Annotated in this window: 15 protein-coding genes and 1 pseudogene; 14 read left to right on the top strand and 2 right to left on the bottom strand. The window is 58.6% G+C overall.

Annotation, left to right across the window (positions count from 1 at the left end; genetic code table 11):
- Position 1: 1 nt before the first annotated feature.
- Genes ACK83U_RS07900 through ACK83U_RS07890 form a run of 3 tightly spaced genes read left to right on the top strand, consistent with a single transcriptional unit; the run spans position 2 to position 2,898 of the window.
- Positions 2-865, top strand: coding sequence for an ABC transporter ATP-binding protein (locus ACK83U_RS07900; protein WP_112606334.1), 864 nt, complete (start codon positions 2-4; stop codon positions 863-865).
- Positions 866-874: 9 nt separating this feature from the next.
- Positions 875-2,245, top strand: a complete 1,371-nt coding sequence (locus ACK83U_RS07895; protein WP_112606336.1) for an MlaD family protein — start codon at positions 875-877, stop codon at positions 2,243-2,245.
- A gap of 38 nt (positions 2,246-2,283) precedes the next feature.
- Positions 2,284-2,898, top strand: coding sequence for an ABC-type transport auxiliary lipoprotein family protein (locus tag ACK83U_RS07890; protein WP_112606338.1), 615 nt, complete (start codon positions 2,284-2,286; stop codon positions 2,896-2,898).
- A 6-nt stretch (positions 2,899-2,904) separates the two neighbouring features.
- Here ACK83U_RS07890 and ACK83U_RS07885 read toward each other — a convergent pair whose 3' ends face one another.
- Positions 2,905-3,303: an SRPBCC family protein gene (locus ACK83U_RS07885; RefSeq protein WP_112606340.1), complete on the bottom strand. Its 399-nt coding sequence runs from the start codon at positions 3,301-3,303 to the stop codon at positions 2,905-2,907.
- Between the two features lie 284 nt (positions 3,304-3,587).
- On the opposite strand from ACK83U_RS07885, the gene gndA reads away from it, so the two are divergent.
- Complete coding sequence (gndA, locus tag ACK83U_RS07880) at positions 3,588-5,015, top strand: NADP-dependent phosphogluconate dehydrogenase (RefSeq protein ID WP_112606342.1); 1,428 nt, start codon at positions 3,588-3,590, stop codon at positions 5,013-5,015.
- 62 nt (positions 5,016-5,077) lie between these two features.
- Here the strand turns inward: gndA and ACK83U_RS07875 are convergent, their stop codons facing one another.
- Positions 5,078-6,112, bottom strand: coding sequence for a LacI family transcriptional regulator (locus ACK83U_RS07875; protein ID WP_112411961.1), 1,035 nt, complete (start codon positions 6,110-6,112; stop codon positions 5,078-5,080).
- A 446-nt stretch (positions 6,113-6,558) separates the two neighbouring features.
- Between ACK83U_RS07875 and ACK83U_RS07870 the strand changes: the two genes are divergently transcribed.
- From ACK83U_RS07870 to ACK83U_RS07825, 10 genes and pseudogenes are all read left to right on the top strand, one after another.
- Positions 6,559-7,794, top strand: coding sequence for an ABC transporter substrate-binding protein (locus ACK83U_RS07870; RefSeq protein WP_112606344.1), 1,236 nt, complete (start codon positions 6,559-6,561; stop codon positions 7,792-7,794).
- A gap of 219 nt (positions 7,795-8,013) precedes the next feature.
- Positions 8,014-8,919, top strand: a complete 906-nt coding sequence (locus tag ACK83U_RS07865) for a carbohydrate ABC transporter permease (RefSeq protein WP_112606346.1) — start codon at positions 8,014-8,016, stop codon at positions 8,917-8,919.
- A 37-nt stretch (positions 8,920-8,956) separates the two neighbouring features.
- Positions 8,957-9,852, top strand: a pseudogene (locus tag ACK83U_RS07860) (carbohydrate ABC transporter permease).
- A gap of 3 nt (positions 9,853-9,855) precedes the next feature.
- Positions 9,856-10,947 carry an ABC transporter ATP-binding protein gene (locus ACK83U_RS07855; RefSeq protein ID WP_112606348.1) on the top strand — a complete coding sequence of 364 codons (1,092 nt, stop codon included), beginning with the start codon at positions 9,856-9,858 and terminating at the stop codon, positions 10,945-10,947.
- Positions 10,948-11,005: 58 nt separating this feature from the next.
- Complete coding sequence (locus ACK83U_RS07850) at positions 11,006-13,471, top strand: glycoside hydrolase family 2 protein (protein WP_112606350.1); 2,466 nt, start codon at positions 11,006-11,008, stop codon at positions 13,469-13,471.
- Positions 13,472-13,577: 106 nt separating this feature from the next.
- Positions 13,578-14,339, top strand: a complete 762-nt coding sequence (locus ACK83U_RS07845) for a sugar phosphate isomerase/epimerase family protein (protein WP_112606352.1) — start codon at positions 13,578-13,580, stop codon at positions 14,337-14,339.
- Between the two features lie 11 nt (positions 14,340-14,350).
- Positions 14,351-15,484: a Gfo/Idh/MocA family protein gene (locus tag ACK83U_RS07840; protein ID WP_112606354.1), complete on the top strand. Its 1,134-nt coding sequence runs from the start codon at positions 14,351-14,353 to the stop codon at positions 15,482-15,484.
- 69 nt (positions 15,485-15,553) lie between these two features.
- Entirely contained in the window at positions 15,554-16,585 is a 1,032-nt protein-coding gene (gene mgrA / locus ACK83U_RS07835) for an L-glyceraldehyde 3-phosphate reductase (RefSeq protein WP_112606356.1), read from the top strand.
- 91 nt (positions 16,586-16,676) lie between these two features.
- Positions 16,677-18,287, top strand: coding sequence for a glycoside hydrolase family 43 protein (locus tag ACK83U_RS07830; RefSeq protein WP_112606358.1), 1,611 nt, complete (start codon positions 16,677-16,679; stop codon positions 18,285-18,287).
- A gap of 139 nt (positions 18,288-18,426) precedes the next feature.
- Positions 18,427-18,753 carry an RcnB family protein gene (locus ACK83U_RS07825; RefSeq protein ID WP_112398361.1) on the top strand — a complete coding sequence of 109 codons (327 nt, stop codon included), beginning with the start codon at positions 18,427-18,429 and terminating at the stop codon, positions 18,751-18,753.
- Positions 18,754-18,814: the final 61 nt, after the last annotated feature.

Here is an 18,814-nt window from a genome sequence, read left to right as displayed (position 1 = left end):
GATGAGCGCGCTTCACTCGGAAATTCCATTGGAAAAGGATGAGCACGGCAGGGACATCGTGCTGTCGGCACGGGATGTCACCGTGGCTTTCGGCTCGAAAGTGGTTCTCGATAAGCTGAACCTCAATATCTATCGCGGCGAAATCCTCGGTTTCGTCGGCGCTTCCGGCGCGGGTAAGTCCGTGCTGCTGCGCACTGTGCTGCGGCTACTGCCGCGCCGATCGGGCAAGATCGAGATCCTCGGCGAAGATTACGACAAGCTCGACGAAGAGGATCGCAATCGGCTAGACATGCGGCTCGGCGTGCTCTTTCAGCAAGGTGCACTGTTTTCCTCGCTGACGGTCAAGGAAAACATCCAGGTACCGATGCGGGAATATCTGGACCTGCCGAAAGAGATGATGGACGAGCTTGCGCTGATGAAGATCCGCATGGTGGGTCTCGCCGCTGATGCCGCCGACAAATATCCTTCCGAGCTCTCGGGCGGCATGATCAAGCGCGCGGCGCTGGCCAGAGCCCTGGCGCTCGATCCCGACCTCGTTTTCCTCGATGAGCCGACCTCGGGCCTCGATCCGATCGGTGCGTCGGAGTTCGACGAATTGATTGCCAAGCTGCGCGACACGCTTGGCCTGACCGTTTATATGGTGACTCACGACCTCGACAGCCTGTTTTCCGTCTGTGACCGTATTGCTGTTCTCGGACAGAAGCGGGTATTGGTGGAAGGCACGGTTGAGGACATGCTCGCCTGTGATGACCCCTGGGTGCAATCCTACTTCAGGGGCAAGCGCGCACGCTCGATCGTGCCGCGCGAGGACATCAGAGGGCACAACGACGACAAAGGCGCAGGCGCCCACAGCCGCGAGAAGTGACTGGAGACAATGGAAACCAAAGCCAATTACACGATCGTCGGGTTCTTCACGCTGGTTGTCATCGCTGCCGCCTTCGGCTTCGTCTACTGGATGGCGGAATACGGCCGGGGCGGTCCTATGGTTGAGCTCGTCGTGCGCATTCCCGGTTCGGCAAATGGGTTGAGCGTCGGCTCGCCGGTCCGCTTCAACGGTATTCAGGTCGGTTCGGTGCAGGGGCTTTCGATCGACGCCGACGACCCGAACTATTCTCTCGCCTTCACGCAGGTGCGCGCCGATGCGCCGGTCTACACCTCGACCAAGGCCATTCTTGAGATCCAGGGCCTGACGGGTGCGGCCTATATCGAGCTTTCCGGCGGTCGCAACAGCGACGAAAATATCCTCAAGCGCTCGATCGACACGGGCAAGCGAGCGGTATTGCTCGCAGACCAGTCGAGCGTGACCAACCTGTTAACGACGGCCGACAAGATCCTGAACCGCGCCAACGACACGATCGGCGACATCCAGGGCTTCGTCTCGGATTCGCGCGGGCCGCTGACGGATACCGTGCGCAATGCGCAGAAATTCTCCAAGGCGATTGCTGACAATTCCGACAATATCGACAAGTTCTTGGCAAGCGTCGGCCAGCTTTCTGATACCTTCAAGACGGTCTCGGTCCGCGTCGACTCGACGTTGGATGCGATCGAAAAGCTGGTGCGCGCGGTCGATGCCCAGAAGGTCAACGACGTCATCGCCAATGCCGACAAGATCACGGCCAATGTCGCCGATGCGACGACCGACCTAAAGGCGACGATTGCAAGTTTCAAGCAGACGGCCGACACCTATACGACGTTTGGTCAGAACGCTCAAAAAACGTTGGATCGAGTCGATGCGCTCGTCGCGCAGATCGATCCTGCCAAGATCAAGGGATCGGTTGACGATATTGCCGATGTGACGAAACAGGCTCGTACCGCGGTCGCATCGATCCGGGATGTCGCCAACTCGGTTGCCTCGCATCAGCAGGATATCGATCAGACGATTGCCAATGCCCGCGAGATTTCGACCAAGCTCAATGCGGCGTCCGGCAAGGTTGACGGCATCCTGACCAAGGTCAATTCCTTGCTCGGCGACGACAGCACCAAATCGCTGTTTGCAGAAGCCAAGGACACGCTCGAATCCTTCAAGAAGATGGCGGACAATCTAAATTCCCGCATCGGGCCGATCGCCGACAATCTGCAGAAATTTTCCAGCAGCGGCTTGCGCGATGCCCAGACCCTCATCAACGACATGCGGGGCACGGTTGACAATCTGAATAGTACAATCACTAATTTCGACCGCAATCCGCAACGACTGATTTTCGGCGGAGATACGGTTAAGACTTACGACGGCCGCGCGCGGCATTGATGAAGAGCGATATCTGGTCTCCAGGGGATAAGCGAAATATGGTCGGTTGCGTGTCGAGTGAGCGTCATCAGGTGTGGAAAGCTGTGATCGCGTTGCCGTTGCTCGCGGCCTTGCTGGGAGGCTGTGGAACCTCTTCCAACAATGATACCTACGATCTTTCCGCGTCGGCAAAGACGAATGGACCTTCGGTCAAAAGCCGCCAGATCCTCATCCCGCCGCCGACCGCGCTGCAGGCTCTGGATAGCAATCAGATCGTCATTCGCGTCTCGGGCTCGGAAATCCAATATCTCGGCAAATCGCAATGGAGCGACAAGCTGAGCAGAATGGTGCAATCGAAACTTGTCGAGGCTTTCGAGAATACCGGCAAGCTCGGTGGCGTTGGCGTACCCGGGCAGGGGCTTGCAATCGACTATCAGATCGTCACCGATATCCGCTCCTTCGAGATCAATGCGTCCGGTGGCCATAAGACGGCAATCGTCGAAATCTCCGAAAAGATCCTGAACGATCGCACTGGTACGGTGAAGGCCCAGAACGTGTTCCGGAAGGTCGTGCCGGTCAACGGTGGCAGCAATCCCGATTTCGTGCGGGCGCTCGATGCCGCATTTGCAGGTGTGACAGGCGAACTCGTCGATTGGACGTTGCGCTCGCTGTAAGGGCGGTCAGCGCTCCATCAACTCCTTCAGCGTCTTCAGATCCCGCATGACATGCGCGGCATCGGCCGCGAATTGCTCTGCCTCCATGTCCGGTAGCTGGAGCAGGGTGAACATGACCTCGCAACCATCGCCGTTCGGCACGATGCGCAACGCATTGTAGACCTGCAGATCAGATTCCAGCGTTACCCAGTGGTCGATGACACCAAAGTCATTGCGAGGCGAGAACCGAACCCGGGCAGTGCCGAGCGTGCCTTCGGCGATCCAATCATTGCCATCCTGCGTCAGCCCGGATGCCAGACCTGAGGCCCAGAAAGGCATGTTTTCCGGACGGCTGGCGTAGTTGTAGACCTCCCTCCAGTCGCGATCGATGGAGATATGTACGATCTTCGCATTCATGGTCGACATGGTGTTTTCCTCCTCTATATCACCATCAAGGGACTGAGACCTGCGGAACAAGCCAGAGTTCGCACGCGAATGAATCGCCAATTCGGCAACATTGTTGCACAGTCCTGCAAAGGGAACGATTCACGGCTTTCGGAGGCTTGCCGTTTTCCGCCCGGAGTGCAACAACAGCCCCAACGCAGGGCTGCAGCCTGTCGCGCCGAGCGTCGGCGGCATTGCGTCACATCGGATGTTGCTGCGTCTTCAGGGTGGGCTGGGCGCGGTGAACGGTTCATTGGAGGATTGTCGTGGAAAAGGCAGAAATCGGGCTGATCGGTCTCGCGGTAATGGGATCGAATCTGGCGCTCAACATCGCTGAAAAAGGCAACAAGATTGCAGTGTTCAACCGTACTCCTCAAGTAACGGATGAATTTTACGCGAATGCGGGCGCACTCAAGGACAAGATCATTCCCTGCAAGACGATCGAGGAGTTCGTCGAGGCAATCCGTCCGCCACGGCCGATCATCATCATGATTAAGGCCGGCGAGCCGGTCGACCAGCAGATGGCGGCGCTACAGCCCTATCTGGACAAGGGCGACATCATGATCGACGCCGGCAATGCTAATTTCCGCGACACGATCGCCCGCTTCGACCGCCTCAAGGATACCGGCCTGACCTTCATCGGCATGGGCGTGTCCGGCGGCGAGGAAGGCGCGCGTCACGGCCCCTCCATCATGGTCGGCGGCACGGAAGAGTCCTACAGGCGCGTCGAGAAGGTGCTCACTTCGATTGCGGCGAAGTACAATAACGATCCGTGTGTTGCTTGGCTCGGCAATGACGGCGCCGGTCACTTCGTCAAGACGATCCACAACGGCATCGAATATGCCGATATGCAGATGATCGCCGAAATCTACGGCATCCTGCGCGATGGCCTCGGCAAGAGCGCCGCCGATATCAGCTCGATCTTCGGCGAATGGAACAAGGGTCGCCTCAACTCCTATCTCATCGAGATCACCGAAAAGGTTCTTGCCGCGAAGGATCCCGCAACCGGCAGCGCCATGCCTGATGTCATTCTCGACAAAGCCGGCCAGAAGGGCACAGGCAAGTGGTCGGTTATCGAAGCCCAGAACATGGGCATTCCTGCAACCGCCATCGAAGCCGCCGTTGCCGCCCGCAGCCTCTCGGCCATCAAGAGCCAGCGCGAAGCCGCCGAGAAGATCTTCGGCACGCCGGACTACAAGTTCCCGATCGCCTTCGGCCCCGACCTCTTGAAAGATCTGGAACTGGCGCTTTTTGCTGCCAAGATCGGCGCCTACGCGCAGGGGTTTGCCGTCATGGCCGAGGCTTCGAAGGAGTTCAACTGGTCGCTGCCGATGCCCGTCATCGCCAAGATCTGGCGTGCCGGCTGCATCATCCGCTCACAGTTCCTCGATGAGATCACCAGCGCTTTCACGAAGACGCCGGATGCGGCGAATCTGATCGTCACGCCGGCCTTTGCAGAAATGGTCAAGGAATCGATCCCGTCGCTGCGCCGCATCGTTTCGGCTGCGACGGCTGCCGGCCTGCCGGTTCCGGCGCTTGCTTCGGCTCTGACCTATTTCGACGCGTATCGCCAGGCGCGCGGCACCGCCAACCTGATCCAGGCTCAGCGCGACTTCTTTGGCGCTCACGGCTTCGACCGTGTCGACGGCAAGGATATTCACCACGGCCCATGGGGCAGTGGTGCTACAGCCTGACAGAGCAGTCGGATACGATGATCAAAAGGCCTGCCGGTGAAACCCCGCAGGCCTTTTCCTTATCAGCCGTTTGACCAGACGGGCGGGCTGATGCTTTGCAGAAGCTCGGGTTCCACGCCGTCGATGCGCGCGATGACCGCCTTGGCGAGCTCGCGGCCGGCATGACGAAAGTCTTCCGACGCCGCAATGATATCGGGCCTGATCCAGCTCAAGACATCGGTCGATTGCTTGGCGACCATGTCGATGTCACGCCCGAGACGAAAACCAGCGGCCTCGATTCCGGCATTAACGGCAATGGCGCCGCCGCTGCTGGAGCAGATGAAACCATCGGGTGCATGCGGAGAGCGCATCAGTGCTTCGACCGTGTCCTTGATATCGGCAAGGGTGTTGTCCGTGGTAATCCCGAGCGAGATCTCTTCCGCACCATATTGACGCAAACCCGCCTGGAAGCCGATGCGGGTATGCGAATAGTAGGTCAGCTTGCTGGAGGGCTGCAGAAGCGCCAAGCGACGCCGTCCTTTGGCGACCAGCGCCTGCACGGCTTCGTGCGTGAAGGCTTCGTTGTCGAAATCATGGAAGGGGTGCACGATGCCCATATCCGTCCGTCCATGCGTGGAAAAAGGCATGCCACGATCATGCATGAGCGCGACGCGCGGATCGTTGGGTTCTGTGCGCGATATGATGACGCCGTCAGCCGAGCCAGTATCCAGGATGTAGCGGATCGGAACCAGCGAGTCCTTGCTAAGCGAATGCGGCGTGATGACCAGATGATATTGAGTACCGGCCAGAACCTCGGAAATGCCGAAGACGATCTGGCTGGTAAAGCCCATGATGTCTTCGTGCATGCTTAGGACCAGGGCGATAACATTGGTCTTTCCAGTCCTGAGACGTACGCCGGCGCGATTGGGATGATATCCCAATTGCCGCGCGACCATGCGCACCCGCTGCTTGGTCTCGGCGCCGATGTCAGGAGCATCTTTCAAGGCGCGAGAGACGGTGGTTATCCCAAGCCCGGTCATAAAGGCGATCGTCTTGAGCGTCGGCCGTTCATGTGTAGACTGCGCTGTGCTGCTGCCGGAAATCTTCTTACTGTCCATATCCTGCAATGCTGCCTCCCGCGACCGACCGCTTATAGTGCCCGCAGCAGCGCCGCAAGCATATTTGTGATGTGGTCACTCCTTCCTCGTCTCGAAAATCTGTAACGATACAGTGGAAAAGTCGAGCACTTTTTCTCATGTCGAGAAAACTAATATATGCGACGGTTTAATCCGCATCCTTTTTCCAAAATTTGCAGATACTCGAGAAGGTTTTAGGTGTTCGGCTGATGATGTCAAAAATAGATAAATATAATCAGCAACTTAAATTTTCCAGATCCTTGCGAATGGTGGGGTGAATGGTAGGCGTTTTGGCTTATTCGAAAGAAGGTATATAATTCGAGGTGCTATATTTGAGCCTGCTGAAAAAATTTGTGAGCGAGCGGTTGCGCGTTGAAAATGATTCGACTACGTTTTTCCGGCAACGTTTCAGTGAGGGAGGAGAACTCATGAATATTCGTTTGATGGCCGCTGTGCTGGCCGCTTCAGTTGCATTGCCGCTTGGTGCGGCCAAGGCAACTGATCTTGAGGTAACGCATTGGTGGACGTCCGGTGGTGAAGCTGCCGCCGTGGCGGAATTGGCAAAGGCGTTCGACGCGACCGGTAATCATTGGGTCGATGGTGCGATCGCCGGCTCGGGCGGCACTGCTCGTCCGATCATGATCAGCCGTATCACCGGCGGCGATCCCATGGGTGCCACCCAGTTCAACCACGGTCGTCAGGCCGAGGAGCTGGTGCAGGCCGGCCTGATGCGCGATCTGACCGACGTCGCAACGCAGGAGCATTGGAAGGACATCATCCGTCCATCGAGCCTGCTTGATTCCTGCACGATCAACGGCAAGATCTATTGCGCGCCGGTTAACATCCATTCCTGGCAGTGGCTCTGGCTTTCGAATGCTGCTTTCAAGAAGGCCGGTGTTCCGGTTCCGAAGAATTGGGATGAATTCGTTGCCGCCGCTCCTGCGCTGGAAAAGGCAGGCATCGTTCCGCTCGCTGTCGGTGGCCAGCCATGGCAGGCTGCAGGTGCCTTTGACGTCTTGATGGTCGCCATCGCCGGTAAGGATAACTTCGAGAAAGTGTTCAAGGACAAGGATGCGAAAGTCGCTGCCGGACCGGAGATTGCCAAGGTCTTCAAGGCTGCCGATGACGCACGCAAGATGTCCAAGGGCTCCAACGTTCAGGATTGGAACCAGGCCACGAACTTGGTCATCACCGGCAAGGCCGGCGGCCAGATCATGGGAGACTGGGCACAGGGTGAGTTCGCCTTGGCAGGCCAGAAGGCCGGCACGGACTATACCTGCCTTCCCGGCCTCGGTGTCAATGAAGTCATTTCCACAGGCGGCGACGCATTCTACTTCCCGCTGCTGAAGGATGAGGCCAAGTCGAAGGCTCAGGATGCGCTCGCGAAGACGCTTCTCGATCCGAAGACCCAGGTTGCCTTCAACCTGAAGAAGGGTTCGCTGCCGGTACGCGGCGACGTGGACCTCGCAGCAGCCAACGACTGCATGAAGAAGGGCCTGGAAATTCTGAAGAAGGGTAACGTGATCCAGGGCACGGACCAGCTTCTTTCTGCCGACAGCCAGAAGCAGAAAGAAGATCTATTCTCCGAGTTCTTCGCCAATCCTTCGATGACGCCGGAAGCTGCCCAGAAACGCTTCGTCGAGATCATCGCTGCTGCTGATTGATCTCTATCTTCTCGCTGTAGTGATGCCGGCCTCGCGTTGCGGGTCGGTGTCACGGTCGGGACATGTCTTGTGATCCGGCTGGCTACGGCGCCCTTAGGCGGCGGACTCACAGGGATGTGACGTTCGGCCGTGGATGAGGAGGGAGCGACAGGAACCGAGATCGGGTCATGGCCCAGAGTTCCTGATCGTCGAAGCAATCGCGCGTTAGAAGGAGCTACAATGACGGGTCATGCGAAAGCCGGCCGGCCAAATCAATTTCTGCGCAATCTGAATTCGAAGATTGCATCCATTCCAATGATCCTGACGGCCGTCGTCATCTTCCTCGGCGGCACGATCTGGACAGTGGTTTATTCCTTCACCAATTCAAAGCTGCTGCCACGTCTCAGCTTCGTCGGGCTGGACCAATACCACCGTTTGTGGGCGGCGCCGCGCTGGGTCGTGTCCATTGAGAATCTTGCCGTTTACGGCATTCTTTCCATGATCTTCAGTCTCGTCATCGGCTTCGTGCTGGCTGCGCTGATGGACCAGAAGATCCGGTTCGAAAACACCTTCCGCACGATTTTTCTTTATCCCTTCGCTCTCTCCTTCATCGTCACCGGCCTCGTCTGGCAGTGGCTGCTTAACCCCGAATTCGGCATCCAGTCCGTGGTGCGCTCGCTCGGTTGGACGACATTTACTTTCGATCCGCTCTATACCCCGAGCATTGTCATCTACGGTGTGCTGATAGCAGCTCTTTGGCAGGGTACGGGGCTCGTGATGTGCCTGATGCTCGCAGGCCTGCGCGGCATTGACGAAGATATCTGGAAAGCGGCGCGCGTGGACGGGATTCCGATGTGGCGGACCTATGTTTTCATCGTCATTCCGATGATGCGCCCCGTCTTCATCACCACACTGGTCATCATCGCCAGCGGTATCGTCAAGGTGTACGACCTCGTCGTCGCGCAAACGAGCGGCGGACCTGGCATCGCGTCGGAAGTCCCGGCGAAATACGTCTACGACTACATGTTCCAGGCGCAGAACCTCGGTCAAGGGTTCGCTGCTTCCACCATGATGCTGGTGACTGTCGCGATCATCGTCATCCCCTGGGCTTATCTGGAATTCGGCGGAGGGCGCAAGCGTGTCTAATCCTGTTACTCTCAAGAACGTAAACGGCGGTGCCGCCTTGACGGAGAAGACGCTCTCCGGACCGAGTGGCCGCAAGCCGCGCCGGTGATTTCCGGCCGCAATATCATGCTCTACGGTACGCTCTTCGTCGCCGCGGCCTATTACCTGTTGCCGCTATATGTGATGATCGTCACGTCGCTGAAAGGGATGCCTGAAATCCGGCTCGGCAACATCTTTTCGCCGCCGCTCGAAATCACTTTCGAACCATGGGTGAAGGCCTGGGCAACGGCTTGTACGGGCCTCAATTGTGACGGCCTTTCCCGCGGCTTCTGGAATTCCGTGCGCATCACCGTGCCGTCGACGATCCTGTCGATCGCGATTGCCTCGGTCAACGGTTATGCGCTTGCCAATTGGCGCTTCAAGGGAGCCGATCTGTTCTTTTCGATCCTGGTGATCGGGGCGTTCATACCGTATCAGGTGATGATCTATCCGATCGTCATCGTGCTACGCGAAATCGGCATCTACGGTACGCTGACCGGACTTATCCTGGTGCACAGCATTTTCGGTATGCCGATTCTGACGCTGTTGTTCCGGAATTATTTCGCATCGCTGCCGGTGGAGCTTTTCAAGGCCGCGCGTATCGATGGCGCCGGCTTCTGGCAGATTTTCCTGCGCATCATGCTGCCCATGTCATTGCCGATCTTCGTCGTTGCCATGATCCTGCAGGTCACAGGCATCTGGAACGATTTCCTGTTCGGCGTCGTCTTCACCAGGCCCGAATATTATCCGATGACCGTCCAGCTCAACAATATCGTCAATTCCGTCCAAGGCGTGAAGGAATACAACGTCAACATGGCGGCAACGATCCTCACCGGTCTTGTTCCACTTATCGTCTATTTCGTGTCCGGGCGACTCTTCGTCCGCGGCATCGCCGCCGGCGCAGTGAAGGGGTGATCCATGAACAGTAGCGTTTCCATCAAAGACCTCTCGCTCGATTTCGGCGCGGTCACCGTTCTCAAGAACCTCAACCTCGAGATCAATGACGGTGAATTCCTGGTGCTTCTCGGTTCGTCGGGCTGTGGCAAATCGACTTTGTTGAATTGCATTGCCGGCCTGCTCGATATCACCGAGGGGCAGATTTTCATCAAGAACAAGAACGTCACCTGGGAAGAGCCTAAGGATCGCGGCATCGGCATGGTGTTCCAGTCCTATGCCCTCTACCCGCAGATGACGGTCGAGAAGAACCTGTCCTTCGGTCTGCGCGTTGCCAAGGTGCCGCAGGACGAGATCAACAAGCGCATCGCGCGGGCTGCCGAGATCCTGCAGATCCAGCCGCTTCTGAAGCGCAAGCCGGCCGAGCTTTCGGGCGGTCAGCGCCAGCGCGTCGCGATCGGCCGCGCTTTGGTGCGCGACGTCGATGTGTTCTTGTTCGATGAGCCGCTCTCGAACCTCGATGCCAAGCTGCGCTCGGAGCTGCGCGTCGAAATCAAGCGGCTGCATCAGTCGCTGAAGAATACCATGATCTACGTGACCCACGATCAGATCGAGGCGCTGACGCTCGCCGATCGCATCGCGATCATGAAGAACGGCGTCATCATGCAGCTCGACGATCCCACGACGATCTACAATGAGCCGCGCAATCTCTTCGTCGCAGGTTTCATCGGCTCGCCGTCGATGAATTTCCTCAAGGGCGAACTGGTAAACCGCGAAGGCAAGGTCGTGTTCGCGACCAATAACGTGCTGTTTTCTCTCGACGGCTACAAGGCCGGCGAGGCTCTGGAGGTCGGCCGCAAGGTTGTGCTGGGAGTTCGTCCTGAGCATATCAAGGTCAATGAAGCGGCCGCGTTAGGTGCCGAAATTCACGATGCCACGGTCGATATCGAGGAGCCGATGGGCGCCGATAATCTGCTCTGGTTGAAGCATGCCGGTCATACCATGTCGGTTCGCGTCAATGGCGCGAGGCGCTTTGGCCCCGGTTCGGCCGTAAAGCTTGGCTTCGATATGTCTGTCGCATCGCTCTTCGATGCGCAGACAGAACTCAGAATATGATCCCATGCCCGGAGGCGGCTCAGCCGCCTCTTTCTTTGCAGCGGTCCGAGGAGGTCCGATGTCTTCTTTCATCAATGATAGCCTCACCGTCGATCTGACGGGATCGTGGAGGCTGACGTCCCCCGACAGCGATCATTCTCTGTCTATGTCTCTGCCCGGTGATGTCCATTCCGCGCTCTATGCGGGGGGGCTTATTCCCGATCCTTATTTTGCGCGGAACGAAGAGGTCGTGCAGTGGGTCGCCAAGCAGGACTGGGAGCTGACGCGCAGCTTCGTACTCGATGATGCCGGCGGAGACTGGTATCTCGATATCGATTATCTCGACACGGTCGCCAGCGTCTACGTCAACGATGCGTTGGTGTTGGAGGGCAATAACTGTTTTCAGCGTTATCGCCCCGACGTCTCGAAAGTGCTGAAGACGGGTACGAACACCATTCGCATCGTCCTGCATTCGAGCATTTCGGCTGGTGCTGCCCTGCAGGCGAAGCAGCCTTTCTACATTCCCTACAGCACCGGCAATTCGCCGATCCCGAACGGTAACATGCTGCGCAAGCCGCAATGCCATTTCGGCTGGGATTGGAACATTGCGATCGCGCCGCTTGGCCTCTATGGCGCCATCGCGCTAAAAAAGCTCGAAATAGCGCGCATCGAAAATGTCGTCACCCAGCAGATTCATAATGACGACGGCTCGGTCGATCTCAAGGTGACGGTGGCGCTATTTGCCAAGGGAACGGGGATCGCACAGCTTTATTTCTCGCTTGATGACGAGCGGGTTCGCCTCGATGTTGGCGTCAACGCCGGCGAGACGTCGATCACCCATTTCTTCCATATCGACAAGCCTAAGCTTTGGTGGCCGGCAGGCAATGGCGAGCAGGCACTCTATGCTTTGTCGGTGGAAACCAATTTCGAAACAGTCACGCGGCAGATCGGCCTGCGCACGGTCGAGTTGATTACCGACGAGGACGAGGCTGGCAGCCGTTTCGCGTTGAAGGTCAACGGTCGCGAGATATTTGCCCGTGGGGCCAATTGGATCCCGGCCGATGCCCTGTTCTCACGCTCCAATCCGGCCGCGACCGAGGATCTGCTGCAATCGGCCGTCGATGCCAATATGAATGCGATCCGTGTATGGGGCGGCGGCTTCTATGAGCATGACTGGTTCTACGACACCTGCGATCGCCTGGGTCTGATGGTGTGGCAGGACTTCATGTTTGCCTGCAATCTCTATCCCTCGACGAGCGACTTCCTGGAGAATGTCGAGGGGGAGGTGGGCTATCAGGTGCGCCGGCTTGCGACGCATCCCTCCATCGTTCTCTGGTGCGGCGACAATGAACTGGTGGGTGCGCTCACCTGGTTCGAGGAATCCCGCAAAGATCGCGACCGCTATCTCGTCTCCTACGATCGCCTGAACAGGACAATCGAGACGGCGATGAAGAAGGCGCTGCCGGATGCGATCTGGTGGCCATCGAGCCCGGCTTCGGGCTATCTCAATTTCGGCGACGCCTGGCACGCCGATGGCTCCGGCGACATGCATTATTGGTCGGTCTGGCACGAGAACAAGTCCTTCGACAATTACCGGTCCGTGCGGCCGCGCTTCTGCTCGGAATTCGGCTTCCAGTCCTATACCTCGCTGCCCGTCATCAAGACCTATGCCGAGGCGAAGGATATGAACATCGCCTCTCCGGTCATGGAACTGCACCAGAAGAATGCCGGCGGCAACGAGCGCATTGCCGGCACGATGTTCCGCTATTTCCGCTTTCCCAAGGATTTCCCGAATTTCGTCTATCTGAGCCAGGTCCAGCAGGGCCTCGCCATCAAGACGGCGGTGGAATATTGGCGATCGCTGAAGCCGCATTGCATGGGCACCATCTACTGGCAGCTCAACGACACCTGGCCGGTGGCCTCCTGGTCGAGCCTCGATTACGGCGGCCGATGGAAGGTGATGCATTATCTGGTCCGGCGCTTCTTTCAGCCTGTATCCGTTGCGGCAATTCCTTCGGACGACAATAAGACGATCCGCTTCTCTCTGGTCAACGACACCAATGCCGATGTGGTGGTCGATATTTCCGTATCGCTGCTTAAGCTTGATGGTGAGCGCATGCCGCTGACGATGGCGCATGCCGTCTGCACGCCGGATGCCGCCGTCACGGCGTTGTCGATCGATGCGGATCAGGTTCCCACCGATTGTCTGCTGGCGTGGCGCTTCACCGCATCGAACGGCATGGGCGGCGAGGGGCACTATGTCCACGGCACCTACAAGGCGCTTGAGCTTCAACCCGCCGGCCTGACGGTGCTGCGGGAGGAGAAAGAGGAAAACGGGACCGTGGAACTCACCGTCACCGCAAGGGGACTTGCGCTGTTCGTGATGATCGAGAGCGAGGCGGAAGGGCGTTATTCCGACAACGCCTTCGATCTTGCCGCCGGCGAAAGCCGCCGCGTCGTCTTCACGCCGGCCAAGCCACTCGCAAGCGGCGTGCCCGAATTCCGCATCTACGATCTGCAATCCAGCCAGTCGGTGGACAGCTAAGCGGCGAACGGCCGGCTGATGGATTGAGCTATTGCGCCGCAGTGGCGGCGCTTTCGGGGCCCCAAGCCCCAAAACAGACGGCCGGAAGGCCATTGGAGGACTATTGATGACGAAACTTGGATTTCAGCTCTACAGCGCCCGCAATTTCCAGCCCTATTCGGAGATCTTCGTAAAGCTCGGCAAGGCTGGCTATGCCGAAGTCGAAGGCTTCGGCGGTATCTATGCCGATCTTGATGACACCGGCCTCAAGAACCTGCGCGCCGAACTCGACAAGAACGGCCTGCGGATGGCAAGCGGCCATTTCAGCCCGGATTTCCTCGACGGCGAGGTGCAGAAGTCGCTCGCGATCGCCAAGACTCTGGGCATGGATTCGATCTATGCGCCCCATATCGGCGCCGACCAGCGCCCGAAAGATGCCGCCGGCTGGCTCGCCTTCGGCAAGCGCCTGCATGAAATGAGCAAGCCTTACAAGGATGCAGGCTTCGAATTCGGCTGGCACAACCATGATTTTGAATTCGTCAAGCAGGCTGATGGCTCGCTGCCGATCGAGCAGATTTTCGAGGGCGCACCGGATATTTCCTGGGAAGCCGATATCGCCTGGGTCATCCGCGGCGGCGGCGATCCCTTCGCCTGGATCGAAAAGCTCGGTCCGCGCATCACGGCCGTTCACGTCAAGGACATTGCGCCGGTCGGCGAAAACAAGAATGAAGATGGCTGGGCCGATGTCGGGCACGGCACCGTTCCGTGGGCAAAGCTGCTCAAGGCGCTCGCCGGCACCAAGGTCAAGCACTTCGTCGTCGAACATGACAATCCGAGCGATGTCGATCGCCTGATCACGCGCTCCATCGCATCCTTCAAGAGCTTTTGAGGCATTTCCACATGGCTAAGGAACTTGGCGTCGGCATCATCGGATGCGGCAACATCTCAACCACTTATTTCTCGCTCGCACCGCTCTTCAAGGGTCTGAAGGTGCTGGCTTGCGCAGATATCAACATGGATGCGGCGCGGGCGCGCGCCGAGGAATACAAGGTCAAGGCCCGGACCATCGACGAACTGCTCGCCAATGACGAGCTGGACGTCATCGTTAACCTGACCATCCCGGACGCGCATTTCCCGGTTTCCAAGCGCATCCTCGAAGCGGGCAAGCACGTCTACTCCGAAAAGCCGCTCGTGCTGACGCTGGAGCAGGGTGAGGAGCTCCGTCGCATCGCCAAGGAAAAGGGTCTGGCAGTCGGCTGCGCTCCAGACACCTTCCTCGGTGGTGCGCACCAGCTCGCCCGCAAATTCATCGATGACGGCGGTATCGGGCGCGTCACTTCGGGCGCATGCTATGTGATGAGCCCGGGCATGGAAATGTGGCATCCGAACCCGGACTTCTTCTTCCTGCCTGGCGGCGGCCCGATCCTCGATCTCGGCCCTTACTACGTCGCCAACCTCATCAACCTCATCGGACCGGTGAAGCGTGTTGGCGCGATGACCTCCATGGCATCGCCGACCCGCACCATCACCAGCCAGCCACGCAATGGCGAGATTATTCCGGTGAAGACGCCGACGACGATCCAGGCGCTGCTGGAATTCGTCAGTGGCGCCCGGATCACGCTGACGGCGAGCTGGGATGTCTGGTCGCACCGCCATGCCAATATGGAACTCTACGGCACCGAGGGCTCGCTCTACGTGCCAGATCCGAACTTCTTCGGCGGCACCGTCGAGGCAAGCGGCCGCGACAAGGACATCAAGCCGCTGGAAAACTGGGCGCATCCTTTCGGTATCGTCAATCAGGAAAGCCCGAACGGTGCCCGCGCCAACTATCGCACGGCCGGGCTTGCCGACATGGCGGCCTCGCTGATCGACGGCCGCGATGCCCGTTGCTCGCTTGATCGCACCCTGCATGGCGTCGATGTCATGACCTCGATCCTGAAATCCGGTGAAGAAGGCCGTTTCATCGATCTAACGACCACCTGCACGCAGCCGGCAGCGCTCGGCATCGAAGAGGCTCAGGCGCTCTTGAAGTAGGCGCAGGAAGAGCTAGTTTGCGCGCGGGTAACCAACCCGCGCGCTTTTTCATCTCGAAGGAATTCCACTATGGCCTGGCAACCGGCATCCGATCGCTATTCAAAAATGAAATACAACAGGACCGGCCGTTCCGGTCTCAAGCTGCCGGCGGTCTCGCTGGGGCTCTGGCACAATTTCGGCGGCGACACGCCGCATGACCGCAAGGTCGACATGTGCCGCACGGCCTTCGACCTCGGTATCACCCATTTCGACCTCGCCAACAATTACGGACCGCCTCCCGGCAGCGCCGAGACCGCGTTCGGCGAGATTCTGCGCACCGATTTTGCCGGCTTGCGCGACGAGCTTATCATCTCCTCCAAAGCCGGCTACGATATGTGGCCGGGTCCCTATGGCGAATGGGGCAGCCGCAAATATCTGATCGCCTCCTGCGATCAGAGCCTGAAGCGCATGGGCCTCGACTATGTCGATATCTTCTATTCCCACCGCTTCGATCCGGATACGCCGCTCGAGGAGACCTGCGGCGCGCTCGACCATATCGTCCGCTCGGGCAGGGCACTTTATGTCGGCATCTCCTCCTACAACTCGCAGCGTACGCGTGAGGCTGCCGCCATCCTCAAGGACCTCGGCACGCCATGCCTGATCCATCAGCCGAGCTATTCCATGCTCAACCGCTGGGTCGAGGATGACGGTCTGGTCGATACGCTCGAAGACCTCGGCATCGGATCAATCGTCTTCTCGCCGCTCGCTCAGGGCATGCTCTCGACCAAGTATCTCGGCGGTATTCCGGCAGACAGCCGTGCGGCACAGAACCACTTCCTGAAGCGCGACTTCATCCGCCCGTCGATCATCGACAACATCAAAAAGCTGAACGAGATCGCCGAAAAACGCGGCCAGACGTTGGCACAAATGGCGATCGCCTGGGTTCTGCGCGGCGGCCGCATCACGTCGGCTCTGATCGGCGCCAGCCGTTCGTCGCAGATCGTCGATTGCGTCAAGGCGCTTGATAATCTCGACTTCACGGCCGAAGAGCTGAAGCAGATCGATGTCTATGCCAAGGAGGCTGATATCAATCTCTGGGCCAAGTCGGCTGAACGCGACTGATCATCATAAGACGCCCGGGACCTGGTTCCGGGCGTCTCATTTGTATGACCGCACATCGCCTGATGTCGTGGTCTCTGGAGGAGAGAGTTTCATGATCCGCAATCCGATCCTGCCGGGCTTCAATCCCGATCCATCCATCTGCCGCGTGGGCGAAGACTACTATATCGCCACCTCGACATTCGAATGGTATCCGGGCGTGCAGATCCATCATTCGCGCGATCTCGTGAACTGGACCCTGGTCCGACGGCCGCTGGAGCGGGCTTCGCAGCTCGACATGCGCGGCGAGCCCGACAGCTGTGGCATTTGGGCGCCTTGCCTCTCCTATGCGGATGGGCTGTTCTGGCTCGTCTATACCGACGTCAAGCGCTATGACGGCAACTTCAAGGACGCCCATAACTACATCGCGACCTCGCCAACCATCGAAGGCGAATGGTCCGAGCCGGCCTATGTCAATTCCTCCGGTTTCGATCCATCCCTGTTCCACGACGATGACGGCCGCAAGTGGTTCGTCAACATGCAATGGAACCATCGCACCGAGAGCTATGGCGGCTCGCCGAAAACGCCGGCTTTCGACGGTATCCTGCTGCAGGAATGGGATCCGGCGACGAAATCGCTGAAAGGGCCGATCAGGAACATCTTTGCCGGCACCGAGCTGGGGCTGGTCGAAGGGCCGCATCTCTTCAAGCGTAACGGCTGGTACTATCTGACCACGGCTGAAGGTGGCACCGGCTACGATCATGCCGTGACTATGGCCCGCTCCCGCGACATTACCGGGCCGTACGAACTGCATCCGAACAAGCATCTGATCACCTCGAAGGATCATCCGGAGGCGGCGCTGCAACGTGCGGGCCATGGCCAGTATGTCGAGACCCATGATGGCCAGTTCTATCATACGCATCTTTGTGGGCGGCCTTTGCCTCCGCATCGTCGCTGTACGCTCGGTCGGGAAACGTCCCTGCAGAAATGTGTTTGGAAAGAGGATGGCTGGCTCTATCTCGAAAACGGCACCAGTGTTCCCGATGTCAATGTCGTAGGCTTGAACGGTGCCGTACCGGTGGATAAGCCACGCCGTAGCGGTTATAATTTCGACGAAGGCAGACTGCCGATGGATTTTCAGTGGCTGCGGACGCCGCAACCGGAACGCATCTTCAGCGTGATGGAGCGACCCGGCCATTTGCGGCTTATCGCCCGCGAGAGCATCGGTTCCTGGTTCGAGCAATCGCTCGTTGCCCGCCGCCAGGAACATCACAGTTTCCGCGCTGAAACGGTCGTCGACTTCGAACCCGACACCTACCAGCAGGTTGCCGGCCTGACCCATTACTACAATCGTTTCAAGCTGCATGCCATTGCCGTGACCCTGCACGAGAAGCTCGGCCGCTGCGTCACCATCATGACCTGCCCGGGCGACTATCCGAATGGCCGCCTGAGCTTTCCGATCGAGGGCGGCGTCGCCGTGCCGGATGGGCGGATCCAGCTTGCCATGGAAGTGCGGAACAACGACCTGCAGTTTTTCTGGCAAGCCGAAGGCATGGGCGCATGGCAGGCGATCGGGCCAGTGCTCGATGCCGGCGTCATCTCGGATGAGGGCGGGCGTGGCGAACACGGCTCATTCACCGGTGCCTTCGTGGGCATGTTTGCCTTCGACCTCTCAGGCCGGGCAAAGACAGCGGATTTCGACTGGTTCAACTACGATGAACTGTGAGAGGCGACGACTTCCGGCGGTGGGCTGTAAAGCGCGCCACTGTTCTCACTCTATTACGGAATTGTAATTCGACTGTCAGATGCGTTTCATGTCTGTCACGGTAAGTTCGCGTGCAGATTCTGAAATGAGGAAACAACCAATGAGAAAAATCTTCACTGTCCTTCTTGCTGCATCCGTCCTCGGTATGCCGCTGGCTGCGACAGCGCAGGTCAAGCCGGCTCCCGCCGGCAAGCAGGCCGTTGTTCAAAAAGAGGCGGTGAAGAAGAAGGTCGTTATCCGCAAGGGCGGATGGGTCAAGGGGCGCCGCCTGTCGGCCTCCGACCGCCGCCGCGCCACGGAAATCGACTATCGCGCCTTTCAGCTATCCACGCCTCCGCGCGGCTATCACTGGGTTCGCCTCAAGAACAGCTTTCTCCTCGTCGGCATTACCAGCGGTTTGATTTCGAAGGTGCATGAAGCCAGGTAGGCCGGATGGAGCTACCACCAAGCAAACCAAGGGCGGCCGAGAGCCGCCCTTTTCATGCCCA

This window comes from Rhizobium sp. WW22 (assembly GCF_047041135.1).
In the GTDB taxonomy this organism is placed as follows: Bacteria; Pseudomonadota; Alphaproteobacteria; order Rhizobiales; family Rhizobiaceae; genus Rhizobium.
The sequence above is the reverse complement of the archived record's forward strand: the minus strand, read 5'-3'. Positions and strand labels throughout refer to the sequence as shown.